Here is a 13,937-nt window from a genome sequence, read left to right on the forward strand (position 1 = left end):
GGGGCAGGTGATACTCTTATTTACTACACGTCCAGCAGCAGACGCGTCGGATCTTCCAGCAACTCTTTAATGGTTACCAGGAAGCCTACTGACTCACGACCATCGATCAAACGGTGGTCATAAGACAGCGCCAGATACATCATCGGCAGGATTTCAACCTTGCCGTCTACGGCCATCGGACGATCTTTGATGGCATGCATACCCAGGATGGCGCTCTGCGGTGGGTTGATGATCGGGGTAGACATCAGGGAACCGAACACGCCACCGTTAGTGATGGTGAAGTTACCGCCCGTCAGATCGTCGACCGTCAGCTTGCCGTCGCGACCTTTAACTGCCAGCTCTTTAATATTTTTCTCGATGTCAGCCATACCCAGCAGATCCACATCACGCAGGACCGGCGTGACCAGGCCACGCGGCGTGGAGACCGCCATGCTGACATCAAAGTAGTTGTGGTAAACCACGTCATCACCGTCGATGGACGCGTTCACTTCCGGATAGCGTTTCAGCGCTTCAACAACCGCTTTCACGTAGAAAGACATAAAGCCCAGACGGATACCGTGACGTTTCTCGAACGCGTCACCGTACTGCTTACGCAGATCCATGATTGGCTTCATGTTGACTTCGTTGAACGTGGTCAGCATGGCGGTGGAGTTTTTCGCTTCCAGCAGACGCTCAGCTACGCGTTTGCGTAGACGGGTCATCGGAACACGTTTTTCGCCACGAGCGCCCAGTTGAGCCTGTGGTGCAGGCGCGGCGGCCGGCGCTTTGGCTTCTGCTTTCGCAGCCGGCGCTTTGGCCAGATGCTTTTCAACATCTTCACGCGTGATACGACCACCGACGCCGGTGCCATTGATGGCGCTGGCTTCGAGATTATGCTCACCCAGCAGGCGACGGATCGCCGGGCTCAGGGCATCGTTGTTCTGTTCAGCAAGAGACGCCTGCTGGCGTTGTGCCGGAGTAGAATCTTTCTCTTCAGACTTGGCGCTGGTCTCTTTGCCAGAGCTATTGCCTTCACGCAGGCGACCGAGGATCTGGCGAGAAGTGACGGTTGTCCCTTCATCTTCCAGAACCGCATCAAGAATACCGTCCGCTGATGCCGGTACTTCCAGTACCACTTTGTCAGTTTCGATTTCTACCAGTACTTCATCACGACGTACTGCATCGCCCGGTTTTTTGTGCCAGGTTGCAACCGTTGCATCCGCTACGGATTCAGGCAGGTCGGGAACAAGAATATCTACGCTACTCATTATTTATCCTTTATTTAATCGACGTTCAGCGCGTCATTAACCAGATCTTGTTGCTGCTTCTGGTGAACGGACATATATCCTACTGCCGGAGAGGCAGAGGCCGGGCGACCTGCATAACGCAGAGCTGACCCAAATGGAATTACTTCACGGAAATGATGCTGGCTGCAGTACCATGCGCCCTGGTTGAGCGGCTCTTCCTGGCACCAGACAAAATCATGTACATGAGCAAACGGTTTCAGCGCTTCCTGCACCGCTTTATGCGGGAACGGATAGAGCTGTTCGATACGCACAATGGCGACATCTTTTTGGTCGTTCTTGCGGCGTTGCTCCAGCAGGTCGTAATAAACCTTACCAGAACACATCACGACACGCTTAACGCCTTTAGGATCAAGTTCATCTACTTCGCCAATGGCTGGCAGGAAGGTGCCATTTGCCAGTTCGTCCAGCGTGGACACCGCCAGCGGATGACGCAGCAGCGACTTCGGTGACATCACTACCAGCGGACGACGCATTCCGCGCAGCGCCTGACGACGCAGCATGTGGTAAACCTGTGCCGGGGTAGACGGGACGCAAACCTGCATGTTTTGCTCAGCGCAAAGTTGCAGATAACGTTCCAGACGCGCGGAAGAGTGCTCCGGACCCTGACCTTCATAGCCGTGTGGCAGCAGCATAACCAGACCGCACATACGGCCCCATTTCTGCTCGCCGGAAGAGATGAACTGGTCGATAACCACCTGCGCACCGTTGGCGAAGTCACCGAACTGCGCTTCCCAGATAGTCAGGGTGCGCGGTTCTGCCGTGGCATAACCGTACTCGAATGCCAGCACCGCTTCTTCAGACAGCACGGAGTCCCATACGCGGAACGTGCCCTGCCCGTTATGCACATGCTGCAGCGGAGTGTACGTTGAACCATTCGCCTGGTTATGAATCACCGCATGACGGTGGAAGAAGGTTCCACGGCCAGAGTCTTCACCCGACAGACGTACCGGAATACCTTCATCAACCAGCGTGGCGTAAGCCAAATTCTCTGCGCCACCCCAGTCGAACAGCTTCTCGCCTGCGGCCATGGCCTGACGGTCGCCGTAAATTTTGGCAACACGCGACTGCATTTCCACCGCTTCAGGCACGGTGCTGATGCGTTTTGCCAGCTCCTGCAGACGCTTCATCTCAACTTTGTTCGGGTAGTTTTCATCCCATTCGTGGTTGAGGTACGGCGACCAGGTGAAGGAGTGCATATTCATTGGACGCCACTCTTTCACCACGCATTCGCCTGCGTCCAGCGCGTCACGATACAGATTGACCATTTCGGTCGCATCTTCCAGCGTAGCGACGTTGTCCGCTTCCAGCTTGTCAGCGTAGATTTTGCGCGGGGTCGGATGCTTTTTGATTTTCTGATACATCAGCGGCTGGGTTGCGCTTGGCTCGTCGGCTTCGTTGTGGCCGTGACGGCGGTAGCACACCAGATCGATAAAGACATCGCGTTTAAAGGTATTACGGAAATCCAGTGCCAGACGCGTTACGAAAGCGACCGCTTCCGGGTCATCCGCGTTCACGTGGAAAATCGGCGCCTGAACCATCTTACCGATGTCGGTGCAGTACGGTGTAGAACGTGCATCTAGCGGGTTAGAGGTGGTGAAGCCCACCTGGTTGTTGATAACGATGCGAACGGTACCGCCCACTTCGTAACCACGCGCTTTCGACATGTTCAGGGTTTCCTGAACCACGCCTTGCCCGGTTACTGCCGCATCACCATGAATAGTGATTGGCAGCACTTTATTGCTGCTCGGCTCGTCCAGACGATCCAAGCGTGCACGTACGGAACCGATAACCACCGGGCTAACGATTTCCAGGTGCGACGGGTTAAACGCCAGCGCCAGATGCACCAGACCGCCTTCGGTTTCGATATCCGATGAGAAGCCCATGTGGTACTTCACGTCACCGGTGCCGAGGTGTTCTTTATGTTTGCCCGCAAATTCGTCGAATAGATCCTGCGGCTTTTTACCCAGCACGTTAACCAGGACGTTCAGACGACCACGGTGCGCCATACCCAGTACCACTTCACGGGTACCGCTGTTACCGGCGTGGCGGATCATCTCTTTGAGCATTGGGATTAACGCATCACCGCCTTCCAGCGAGAAGCGTTTCGCGCCCGGGAATTTCGCGCCCAGGTAGCGTTCCAGACCTTCCGCTGCGGTCAGTTCGCTGAGGAAGCGTTTCTTCTCTTCACTACTGAACGCAGTACGACCAGACTCGATACGCTGCTGAAGCCAGCGTTTTTCTTCGGTGCTGGTGATGTGCATATACTCGGCGCCAATCGGGCCGCAGTAGGTTTGTTTCAGCGCGACAACCAGGTCGCTCAGCTTCATCGTGTCTTTGCCACCGGCAAAAGAACCCACGTTAAAGCTTTCCTGGAAATCCGCATCGGTCAGATCGTGGAAGGAGGGATCCAGATCGGCCACATTTTCTTGCTGCCACAGTCCCAGCGGATCGAGATTCGCATGTTGATGACCGCGGAAACGATAGGCGTTAATGAGCTGCAGGACTTTAACCTGCTTCACATTGGCATCAGGGTCGGAAATAGAAGAAGAGTAACGTGGGGTAATCAACGCCTGTCGACGGAAATAATCACGTGTTTTTGAGTGGAGTTGATCCGGTTTGACTCCGGTACCAGGTAACTGCTGGAACGTCGAACGCCAGTTAGCATCTACCGAGTCAGGGTCGGTTAAGAAGTCTTCATAGAGCTGTTCTATCCAGCTCTGGTTAGAACCAGAGAGGTAAGAAGAGTCCAACCAGGCTTTCAAAGCGCTGTTCTGCATCGTGATCCCTTAAGCATTTGTATGCTTATTTCGCCGTGGATACTACCACGCACACCGATGTGCGTGCCGGGGTTCACTTGTTGCGGACTGTCGTGTCATCTGCGTCCGCTAAGGAACCTTTAAAAACTGTCTAATAATCGTCGTCGTTCAGGCTGCGATTATTGCTATCAATGTGGCAGTTTTTAGAGGTTTCCCTGCACGGCCGGGGAATCTCTTCCCCGGCAACTACAACTACTTATGCACTACGTTTGAGCAGCATCGACTTAATATGACCGATGGCGCGCGTCGGATTCAGCCCTTTAGGACATACGCTGACGCAGTTCATGATGCTATGACAGCGGAATACGCTGAAAGCGTCACTTAAACCTTCCAGACGGCTGTCGGTCTCGGTATCGCGGCTATCAATTAAGAAGCGATACGCGGCCAACAGGCCTGCCGGGCCAATAAACTTGTCCGGGTTCCACCAGAATGATGGGCAGGACGTTGAGCAGCATGCACACAAAATACATTCATACAGCCCATCGAGCTTCTCACGCTGCTCTGGCATTTGTAAATGCTCACGAGCCGGAGGATTTTTCCCATTATTCAACAAGTAAGGCTTAATCTTCTCATACTGTGCGTAGAATTGCCCCATGTCTACCACCAAATCGCGCACAACCGGTAAACCTGGCAGCGGGCGAATGACAATTTTCTTGCCCGGCTGATTCAGCGCAGAAATAGGTGTGATACAGGCCAGTCCATTTTTGCCGTTCATGTTCAGACCGTCGGAGCCGCAAACCCCTTCACGGCATGAGCGACGAAACGACAGCGACGGATCTTTTTCTTTCAGCTGCATCAACGCATCCAGCAGCATCATGTCGCGCCCTTCTTCCGCCTCCAGGGTGTAATCCTGCATGCGCGGAGCGTCGTCAACATCCGGGTTATAGCGATAAACTGAAAACTCGAGTTTCATTGTCCTGTCTCCGCATTAATAAGTACGAATCTTCGGCGGGAATGCCGGGCGCAGCTTCGGTTCCATATTGACTTGACGTCGCGTCATGGATTCCGACTCTGGCAGGTACAGGGAATGGCACAGCCAGTTTTCGTCATCACGTTCCGGGAAGTCGAAGCGGCTATGCGCGCCACGGCTTTCGGTACGGAAGTTTGCAGATACTGCAGTGGCGTACGCGGTCTCCATCAGGTTATCCAACTCCAGACACTCAACGCGCTGGGTGTTGAACTCACTGGAGGTATCGTCCAGACGGGCATTTTTCAAGCGTTCGCGAATCGCTTTCAGCTCTTCCAGGCCCTTCGCCATCGCATCGCCTTCGCGGAATACCGAGAAGTTATGCTGCATACATTCTTGCAGCGCTTTACGAATTGCCACCGGGTCTTCACCGTTACGGTTACCGTTCCAGCGATTCAGACGCGCCAGAGAAGCGTCGATTTCATCTTCGGTTGCATCCAGCAGGTCACCCTGCTCTGCGATAGATTCCTGCAGATGCAGACCCACAGCACGACCAAATACCACCAGGTCAAGCAGTGAGTTGCCGCCCAAACGGTTAGCACCGTGAACCGATACGCAGGCGATTTCACCGACGGCAAACAGCCCTGGGATCACCACATCTTCGCCCTGCTCATTCACGGTCAGCGCCTGGCCGGTGACTTTGGTCGGAATACCGCCCATCATATAGTGGCAGGTTGGGATAACCGGGATCGGCTCTTTCACCGGGTCAACGTGAGCAAAGGTACGGGACAGTTCGAGAATACCCGGCAGACGGGACTCCAGCACTTCTTTACCCAGGTGGTCGAGTTTCAGTTTGGCGTGCGGCCCCCACGGACCGTCGCAGCCGCGACCTTCGCGGATTTCGATCATGATGGAACGCGCCACCACGTCACGACCCGCCAGGTCTTTCGCATTCGGGGCATAACGCTCCATGAAGCGCTCACCGTGTTTGTTCAGCAGATAGCCACCTTCACCACGACAGCCTTCTGTTACCAGAACACCCGCGCCAGCGATACCGGTTGGGTGGAACTGCCACATCTCCATATCCTGCACCGGCACGCCAGCGCGGATAGCCATACCGACGCCGTCACCGGTGTTGATGTGGGCGTTGGTGGTGGACTGATAAATACGGCCAGCACCGCCGGTCGCCAGCACGGTTGCGCGAGCTTTGAAGTAAACCACTTCACCGGTTTCAATACACAGCGCGGTACAACCAACAATCGCGCCATCGGCATTTTTGACCAGATCCAGCGCGTACCACTCGGAGAAGATAGTGGTGTGGTTTTTCAGGTTCTGCTGATACAGCGTGTGCAACAGCGCATGGCCGGTACGGTCTGCCGCTGCCGCGGTACGTGCCGCCTGCTCGCCGCCGAAATTCTTCGACTGGCCGCCAAACGGACGTTGATAAATTGTGCCATTATCGAGGCGAGAGAACGGCAGCCCCATGTGGTCCAGCTCCAGAATCGCTTCCGGACCGGTTTTACACATATATTCAATAGCGTCCTGGTCACCAATGTAGTCCGACCCTTTTACGGTGTCGTACATGTGCCATTCCCAGTTATCTTCATGGGTATTACCGAGCGCAACGGTGATGCCACCTTGCGCAGATACGGTATGGGAACGGGTTGGGAACACTTTGGAGAGCAGCGCACAGGTCTGACCGCTCTGGGAAATTTGCAGCGCCGCGCGCATACCTGCGCCGCCGGCACCAATCACAACAGCATCAAATTCTCTGACTGGCAGTTTCATTACACACCCCACACCACAACAAATCCATAAATGACGTAAACCACCAGCGCAACGACGATAGCCAGTTGCAGAATCAGGCGCACGGCCAGCGGTTTAACGTAGTCGGTCAACACCTGCCACATGCCGATCCAGGCATGAATCAAGATGGAGAAAAGAGCCAGCAGGGTGAAGACTTTGGTGAATGCCGATGAGAAGAAACCGGTCCAGACTTCAAACGTCAGTTCGCCGCTGGTGGCGAAGAAGCCGACCATATAGATGATGTATAACGTCAGAACGATAGCGGTAGCACGGACCAGAATGAAGTCATGTACGCCGTTGCGTCCTAATGCGGAGGCGTTGCTTACCATACGAGGACTCCTGCGAGAAGTGAAAGCACGACAATGATAACGAAACAAATTTTGGCGGAACGTGTCCCTGCTTCGAGGGTTTCTTCGATATAGCCAAAATCCATCAACAGATGGCGAATGCCCATTACGGCGTGATATGCCAGCGCAATCAGGATCCCCCACAGAATTAACTCCACAAAGAAGTTATTCATAATGGATGACGCCGCGAGGAAACCTTCAGGGGAGGAAAGGCTGGTACCCAATAACCACAACAGAATCCCGACCGCCACGAAGGTGATCACTCCGGATACGCGATGGAGAATGGACGCTATCGCCGTGATTGGGAACCGGATCGTTTGTAGATCCAGATTGACAGGTCTTTGTTTTTTCACATTTCTTATCATGAATAACGCCCACATGCTGTTCTTATTATTCCCTTTGGACTTCGGGTACAGAAGATGAAGACACCTGTAGCCTGAAAGACGACGGGATTTCCTTCCTCCGGTCTGCGTGCGGGTCAGACAGCGTCCTTACTATAACTACGCGTCATATAAAACACTGCTTCCAGATGCTAAAACGACACGTTACAACGCTGGTTGGCTCGGGATTGCAGGGTATTCCGGAGACCTGGCGGCAGTATAGGACGTTCACAAAATCATTACAATTAACCTACATATAGTTTGTCGGGTTTTATCCCGAACAGTGACATAGGTCACGATAACAACATTATTTTAATTTTTAACCATCTAATTTGACAATCATTAAACAAAGTTGTTACAAACGACACCAGAAAAAGCATATAATGCGTAAAAGTTATGGGGTCACTCTTTCACCGGACATTTAGTTATGTAACAGTGTGGAAGTATTGACCAATACAGTCAGGACAGTTATTAGTGATAGACAGGTTTAATAATTCGGATTGCTAAGTTCTTGATTTGCAGTTTATTCGCCATGAAAAGACCGTTTTACCTGCAAGCGCCCATAGCTCTGTACCCAGGTTATCCCCTCTTTCGCAGAGCGGCGAGCCAAATAACAAACTGGTAACGGTTCATTGATGTACGAAGGCAAATGTGAGTTCCAGCAGTCTTAAGCAATAAGGCGCTAAGGAGACCGTAAATGGCTGATACTAAAGCAAAAATCACTCTAAATGGTGACTCTGCTATTGAACTGGATGTGCTGAAAGGTACGCTCGGTCAAGATGTTATTGATATTCGTAGTCTTGGCTCAAAAGGGATGTTTACTTTTGACCCAGGTTTCACCTCTACCGCATCCTGCGAATCCAAAATTACTTTCATCGACGGTGACGAAGGTATTTTGCTGCATCGCGGCTTCCCGATTGATCAGTTGGCGACCGAGTCAAACTATCTGGAAGTGTGTTATATCCTGCTGTACGGCGAAAAACCGACGCAGGAGGAGTACGACGAGTTCAAAACCACAGTCACTCGCCATACCATGATCCACGAGCAGATCACCCGCCTGTTCCACGGTTTCCGCCGCGACTCTCACCCGATGGCCGTTATGTGTGGTGTTACCGGGGCGCTGGCTGCGTTCTACCACGACTCGCTGGATGTGAATAATCCGCGTCACCGTGAAATCGCCGCTTTCCGTTTGCTGTCCAAAATGCCGACCATGGCAGCGATGTGCTACAAATATTCCATCGGGCAGCCGTTCGTGTACCCGCGTAATGACCTCTCCTACGCCGGTAACTTCCTGAACATGATGTTCTCCACGCCGTGCGAAAAATACGAAGTGAATCCGATTCTGGAACGCGCAATGGACCGTATCTTGATCCTGCACGCTGACCACGAACAGAACGCCTCAACCTCTACCGTTCGTACCGCCGGTTCTTCTGGCGCTAACCCGTTTGCCTGCATCGCGGCCGGTATTGCTTCCCTGTGGGGACCAGCACACGGCGGCGCAAACGAAGCTGCGCTGAAAATGCTGGAAGAAATCAGCTCTGTTAAACACATTCCGGAATTTGTTCGCCGCGCGAAAGACAAGAATGATTCCTTCCGCCTGATGGGCTTTGGTCACCGTGTTTATAAAAACTATGACCCGCGCGCCACCGTCATGCGTGAAACCTGCCATGAAGTACTGAAAGAACTGGGCACCAAAGATGATCTGCTGGAAGTGGCGATGGAACTTGAACACATTGCGCTCAACGACCCGTACTTCATCGAGAAGAAACTCTACCCGAACGTAGATTTCTACTCCGGCATCATCCTGAAGGCGATGGGTATTCCGTCCTCCATGTTCACCGTTATCTTCGCCATGGCGCGTACCGTGGGCTGGATTGCACACTGGAACGAAATGCACACCGACGGCATGAAAATCGCTCGTCCGCGTCAGCTGTACACCGGCTACGATAAGCGCGATTTTAAGTCTGATATTAAGCGTTAATTGTCTGCCGGATGGCGCCAGCGCCTGTCCGGCTTACAGCCATTAATTCTCCCGGGTCGGACAAGGCATTGAAGCCAGAATCCGACCTGTTTTTTTTGATGCATATTATTTTATTCTCATCATGCTTTCTCTATGATTTACTGAGATTTCCGTCATTTCACTCAGGAGCATGGGATGCCTGTTTTGCAGTGGAGCCTGTTGTTTCTGCTATCGCTCCTTCTTTCCCTGTTCTTTTTGTTTATACACCTTCCAGGACCGCTGCTGCTCGGTTCGATGATCGTCGGCATCATATTCAGTATGCGCGGCATCTCACTGCACCCTCCCCGCTGCACATTTCTTGGCGCGCAGGCGATTCTCGGCTGCATGATTGCCCAAAACCTGACTGGCTCAATCTTAACGACCCTTACGGCCCACTGGCCGATGGTGATTATCATCCTGCTGGCGACCCTTATGAGCAGCGCGGTAATCGGCTGGCTGCTGGTTCGCTACAGTAACATACCGGGAAACACCGGTGCATGGGGCTCGTCACCTGGCGGTGCGGCGGCAATGGTGGCGATGGCGCAGGAATATGGTGCCGACATCCGGCTGGTGGCGTTTATGCAGTATCTGCGCGTACTGTTGGTGGTTGGTGCGGCGGCACTGGTCACCCGAGTGATGATGGGCGACCAGGCCCAAACGGTCAGTGAGCAAATCGTCTGGTTTCCGCCGCTGAGCAGCAATCTGTTCAGTACCCTGGCGCTGGCCGCCGTTGCCGGTACGGCCGGGCGTCTATTGCGTATCCCCTCTGGCGTCATGTTGCTACCGATGTTGGCAGGCGCATTGCTGAATGCCGGTGGCGTGATGGTGATCGAACTGCCGGAATGGCTGCTGGCGATTGCCTATATGGCCATCGGCTGGCAAATTGGCCTGGGTTTTGACAAGCAGATCTTTTTAATGGCGTTGCGCCCCTTACCGCAAATCCTCTTGTCCATTTTTTCACTGATGGCGATCTGCGCCGCTATGGCCTGGGGACTGGCGCATTACATGCAGATAGATTTTCTTACCGCCTATCTGGCGACCAGTCCAGGCGGCGTGGATTCTGTTGCGGCGATTGCCGCGGGGAGCCACGCCGATATGGCGCTGATCATGGCGATGCAAACCCTACGGCTATTCAGTATTTTATTGACTGGCCCGGCGGTGGCGCGGTTTATTTCGCTACACGCGCCAAAGCATCCCGCTTAGTGCTGACATCCTGGACACCAGTAAAAGGGTCGTGAAGAGAGCGTCGTTTTTTCGATGATTCCGCCACAGCGCTCACAGGCTTCACCATCCCGGTGAAAGACCTTAAAGCGAAACAGCGCGCCGTGATGTTTATTCTCATCCACCAGCCCGCGGGTGTTATAGGACAAACGAGGAATATCAAGCAGCGCATGCGCCAGCGCATCCAACTGTTCATCTCCGAGCGTCGACGCTTTATGCTGCCCGGTCAGCCCTACCTGCCAGAGAATCTCTACCCGCAGGTAGTTACCTAATCCCGCCAGAAACGCCTGGTCCAACAGCAGGCCAGAAAACTGGCGATTGCGAAAACGCGGGGATAACAGACGCGCTTTCACGTCATCGGGCGTTAAACGTAAATCCAGGACGTCCGGCCCAACCCGTTGCAGGAACGGGTGGGTAGCGAGCTGTTTCGGCGTCAGCATGTCGATATCAGAGGCGCTATAGAGCAGAATAGTTTTGTCGTGTGTTTGCAACCTGACACGCAGAACCCGCGAAGTCTGCGGTATTTTTCCGGTATCCACTACTCGCCACACGCCATAGAGCTGATTGTGGCTGTACAGCGTCAATCCATTAGAAAAATGGGTCAGCAATGCTTTACCCCGCGTTTCAAGCTGGGTAACACTCTGCCCAATCAGTTGAGATTGATACGGTTTTAGCTGCTCAAAGGCAAACCAGACATCGGTCAGGGGTTTGCCTTTGACTGCCGCCTCCAGGTTATCCGCCGCGCGGCGGATCTCCGGGCCTTCAGGCATAATACTGTCCTTTTTTAATGTGTTGCACCGCCCGTCACTGCGATATCACTCTCCACCTGCAACGCGGTGGCAATCGCAACTTCCAGCGCCCGGCGCACCGTGTCCGCTGCCATACTTGGCGCCCCGGGGTGCTGTGCAGCCTGTTGCGGCAAATAAGGGATATGAATAAATCCTCCCTTCACCGCCGGAACGTCACGTAGTTTATGCAGCAGGCCATACATCACGTGGTTACACACGAAAGTGCCCGCGGTCTGGGAAACCGAAGCCGGAATTCCCGCGTTGCGCATGGCAACAACCATCGCTTTGATCGGCAACGAACTAAACCACGCCGCCGGACCATCGGCCACAATCGGCACATCTACCGGCTGTTGACCCTGATTATCCGCAATACGCGCATCGTCAACGTTGATCGCCACGCGCTCCACGGTGACATCCGCGCGCCCACCCGCCTGCCCCACAGCCAGCACCAGTGATGGCGACAGCGCGTCAATCGCACCATTGAGTACGGCAAGAGACTCGCCAAAGACGCACGGCAGTTGGCGGGCAACGACGCGGCATCCGCCGATGATAGCATTGTCGAGGCCCGAGACCACTTCCCAGGAAGGGTTAACTGACTCGCCGCCAAAGGGTTCAAATCCCGTGATGAGTACTGTTTTCATCCTGTCACCTTACAAGAACATCAGGAAATACATCAGGAACACGTTGACCAGCAACAGCAGTATGCCGGTTGGCACCTGCGCTTTAATCACCGCGTTTTTATCCGGCAGCTCCAGCAGCGCTGCAGGAACAATGTTAAAGTTTGCCGCCATCGGCGTCATTAACGTCCCGCAATAGCCAGAGAACATACCAATTGCCGCCATTACTGCCGGATTGCCGCCGTGCTGCAGCACGAGGATCGGAATACCAATTCCGGCGGTCACGATCGGGAAAGCGGCAAACGCATTGCCCATGACCATCGTCAGCAATGCCATGCCGAGGGTGTACACCGTCACTGCGATAAAGCGGCTATCCACCGCCAGGTATTCTTGCGTCAGCCAGGAAATACCGCTGCCTACGCCCGCTGCCGTAAACAACAGCCCGAGCGTGGCCAAAATCTGCGGCAGGATGAACGCCCAGCCGATGGAGTCCAGCAGACGGCGCGCCTCCTGAATCGGTTGATGAACCCGCTCATGGGTCATTTTTATCGCCATCGCCAGACCAATCAACGAGCCTGCGGTCATAGAAAAGAGCGTCACCAGCGTGGCGTGATTACCCGGCCCAAACAGCGCATCCTGTAAGCCCGGAATATGGTTGAACATCAGCACGCCAATAACCGTTACCACCGGAATTGCCAGCGCCGGGAAAAACAGGCGGTTACCCAGACGACTGGCGCTTTCTTCGCGCTGTTGCTGCGTTCGTTGATGGTAGCTTCCCAGCTTCACGCCGCCAAAACCGGCGATCAGGGCCAGCACGACCACCGCGACGCCAACGGCAATATGCACCGTGCGTTTGTCGCCAAACAGCGAGTATGTCCAGTCGCCAAGCAGAAACAGTACGCCGTATATGCCCCAAAACAGGCCGGTGGTGAAGCGACGCGGGTTCGCTTTGTCCTGCCAGGACATCAGCGCCACAATCAGTAATACCGCTCCCGCCAGCCAGTAGAGATAGCTTTGTTGAAAATTCATTTCGCTTCCCCTTTCGCTGCGGCATTCGCTTTCGCCACCTCACGTTGCAAATAGCTATCCAGACGCCACAGACGCGTACCGTGGATCAGGAATGCACAAATTGCCGTTGGGATCCCCCACAAGGCAATATGCAGCGGTTCGGTCTGGATCCCACCAGACTCCAGCATAAAGTTGTGCATAAAAATGATGGCGCCGAAGGCAACAAAGATATCTTCACCGAAGAACAGTCCGACGTTATCGGTCGCAGCTGACATGGCGCGCAGACGATAGCGTACCGCCCCAGGTATCTCGCCGTGATTTTTCTCTGCGGCCCCTTCCGCCATCGGCGCCAGCAGCGGACGCACCATCTGCGGATGCCCCCCCAGACTGGTCAGCCCTAACGCAGCGGTCGCTTCGCGAATGAACAGATAGACAATAAGCAGACGGCCACTGGTGGCGCTGCGGATTTTTGCAATCCACGCCTGAGCACGCTCTTTGAGTCCGTGGCGTTCCAGCAGGCCAATAACCGCCAGCGGGATCAGCAGGATAAATGGCAGGTTGCGGGTGTTAAGAAAACCTTCACCCAGCTTCTCAAGGATAGTGGCTACCGGCATATGCGCCGCCAGCCCCGTGACGATCCCGGCAATAATGACCACCAATACCGGGTTAAAACGTAAAAGAAATCCGACCACGATGACGGCGATCCCCGTCAATGGCCAGAGAGAAATTACCTCTCCCATAATTCAGTCCTGTATATGTTGT

Annotated in this window: 12 protein-coding genes; 2 read left to right on the plus strand and 10 right to left on the minus strand. The window is 54.1% G+C overall.

Annotation, left to right across the window (positions count from 1 at the left end):
- Positions 1-23: 23 nt before the first annotated feature.
- The 6 genes from odhB to sdhC all read right to left on the minus strand — a co-directional run bounded on the left by odhB (position 24) and on the right by sdhC (position 7,542).
- Positions 24-1,247: a 2-oxoglutarate dehydrogenase complex dihydrolipoyllysine-residue succinyltransferase gene (gene odhB / locus HVZ39_RS17570; RefSeq protein WP_016156001.1), complete on the minus strand. Its 1,224-nt coding sequence runs from the start codon at positions 1,245-1,247 to the stop codon at positions 24-26.
- 14 nt (positions 1,248-1,261) lie between these two features.
- Positions 1,262-4,063 carry a 2-oxoglutarate dehydrogenase E1 component gene (gene sucA, locus HVZ39_RS17575; RefSeq protein ID WP_016152283.1) on the minus strand — a complete coding sequence of 934 codons (2,802 nt, stop codon included), beginning with the start codon at positions 4,061-4,063 and terminating at the stop codon, positions 1,262-1,264.
- A gap of 235 nt (positions 4,064-4,298) precedes the next feature.
- Positions 4,299-5,015 carry a succinate dehydrogenase iron-sulfur subunit SdhB gene (gene sdhB, locus HVZ39_RS17580; RefSeq protein ID WP_003022921.1) on the minus strand — a complete coding sequence of 239 codons (717 nt, stop codon included), beginning with the start codon at positions 5,013-5,015 and terminating at the stop codon, positions 4,299-4,301.
- A 15-nt stretch (positions 5,016-5,030) separates the two neighbouring features.
- Positions 5,031-6,797 carry a succinate dehydrogenase flavoprotein subunit gene (gene sdhA / locus HVZ39_RS17585; protein WP_003022919.1) on the minus strand — a complete coding sequence of 589 codons (1,767 nt, stop codon included), beginning with the start codon at positions 6,795-6,797 and terminating at the stop codon, positions 5,031-5,033.
- Positions 6,797-7,144: a succinate dehydrogenase membrane anchor subunit gene (gene sdhD / locus HVZ39_RS17590; protein WP_005122550.1), complete on the minus strand. Its 348-nt coding sequence runs from the start codon at positions 7,142-7,144 to the stop codon at positions 6,797-6,799. Before sdhD ends, sdhA begins: the two co-directional genes overlap by 1 nt.
- Complete coding sequence (gene sdhC, locus HVZ39_RS17595; RefSeq protein WP_016152282.1) at positions 7,138-7,542, minus strand: succinate dehydrogenase cytochrome b556 subunit; 405 nt, start codon at positions 7,540-7,542, stop codon at positions 7,138-7,140. Before sdhC ends, sdhD begins: the two co-directional genes overlap by 7 nt.
- A gap of 697 nt (positions 7,543-8,239) precedes the next feature.
- Between sdhC and HVZ39_RS17600 the strand changes: the two genes are divergently transcribed.
- A complete protein-coding gene (locus HVZ39_RS17600; RefSeq protein ID WP_016152281.1) occupies positions 8,240-9,523 on the plus strand; it encodes a citrate synthase in 1,284 nt (427 codons plus the stop codon).
- A 174-nt stretch (positions 9,524-9,697) separates the two neighbouring features.
- Complete coding sequence (locus HVZ39_RS17605; RefSeq protein WP_181632769.1) at positions 9,698-10,744, plus strand: AbrB family transcriptional regulator; 1,047 nt, start codon at positions 9,698-9,700, stop codon at positions 10,742-10,744.
- Here the strand turns inward: HVZ39_RS17605 and nei are convergent.
- Genes nei through HVZ39_RS17625 form a run of 4 tightly spaced genes read right to left on the minus strand, consistent with a single transcriptional unit; the run spans position 10,741 to position 13,915 of the window.
- Positions 10,741-11,532, minus strand: a complete 792-nt coding sequence (gene nei / locus HVZ39_RS17610) for an endonuclease VIII (protein WP_181632770.1) — start codon at positions 11,530-11,532, stop codon at positions 10,741-10,743. The genes HVZ39_RS17605 and nei overlap by 4 nt on opposite strands.
- Before the next feature lie 14 nt (positions 11,533-11,546).
- Positions 11,547-12,191, minus strand: a complete 645-nt coding sequence (gene pcp, locus HVZ39_RS17615; protein ID WP_019076289.1) for a pyroglutamyl-peptidase I — start codon at positions 12,189-12,191, stop codon at positions 11,547-11,549.
- A gap of 9 nt (positions 12,192-12,200) precedes the next feature.
- A complete protein-coding gene (locus tag HVZ39_RS17620; RefSeq protein ID WP_047359479.1) occupies positions 12,201-13,196 on the minus strand; it encodes a DUF979 domain-containing protein in 996 nt (331 codons plus the stop codon).
- Positions 13,193-13,915, minus strand: a complete 723-nt coding sequence (locus HVZ39_RS17625; RefSeq protein WP_019076288.1) for a DUF969 domain-containing protein — start codon at positions 13,913-13,915, stop codon at positions 13,193-13,195. Before HVZ39_RS17625 ends, HVZ39_RS17620 begins: the two co-directional genes overlap by 4 nt.
- Positions 13,916-13,937 lie beyond the last annotated feature (22 nt).

The organism is Citrobacter sp. RHB35-C21 (assembly GCF_013816515.1).
In the GTDB taxonomy this organism is placed as follows: Bacteria; Pseudomonadota; Gammaproteobacteria; order Enterobacterales; family Enterobacteriaceae; genus Citrobacter; species Citrobacter braakii.

Bases quoted from the DNA above. Each gene is read 5' to 3' on its own strand.
- HVZ39_RS17620 (WP_047359479.1), bottom strand. From the start codon at position 13,196: ATGAATTTTCAACAAAGCTATCTCTACTGGCTGGCGGGAGCGGTATTA.
- HVZ39_RS17600 (WP_016152281.1), top strand. From the start codon at position 8,240: ATGGCTGATACTAAAGCAAAAATCACTCTAAATGGTGACTCTGCTATT.
- sdhB (WP_003022921.1), bottom strand. From the start codon at position 5,015: ATGAAACTCGAGTTTTCAGTTTATCGCTATAACCCGGATGTTGACGAC.
- pcp (WP_019076289.1), bottom strand. From the start codon at position 12,191: ATGAAAACAGTACTCATCACGGGATTTGAACCCTTTGGCGGCGAGTCA.
- HVZ39_RS17605 (WP_181632769.1), top strand. From the start codon at position 9,698: ATGCCTGTTTTGCAGTGGAGCCTGTTGTTTCTGCTATCGCTCCTTCTT.
- sdhD (WP_005122550.1), bottom strand. From the start codon at position 7,144: ATGGTAAGCAACGCCTCCGCATTAGGACGCAACGGCGTACATGACTTC.
- HVZ39_RS17625 (WP_019076288.1), bottom strand. From the start codon at position 13,915: ATGGGAGAGGTAATTTCTCTCTGGCCATTGACGGGGATCGCCGTCATC.
- nei (WP_181632770.1), bottom strand. From the start codon at position 11,532: ATGCCTGAAGGCCCGGAGATCCGCCGCGCGGCGGATAACCTGGAGGCG.
- sdhA (WP_003022919.1), bottom strand. From the start codon at position 6,797: ATGAAACTGCCAGTCAGAGAATTTGATGCTGTTGTGATTGGTGCCGGC.
- sucA (WP_016152283.1), bottom strand. From the start codon at position 4,063: ATGCAGAACAGCGCTTTGAAAGCCTGGTTGGACTCTTCTTACCTCTCT.
- odhB (WP_016156001.1), bottom strand. From the start codon at position 1,247: ATGAGTAGCGTAGATATTCTTGTTCCCGACCTGCCTGAATCCGTAGCG.
- sdhC (WP_016152282.1), bottom strand. From the start codon at position 7,542: ATGTGGGCGTTATTCATGATAAGAAATGTGAAAAAACAAAGACCTGTC.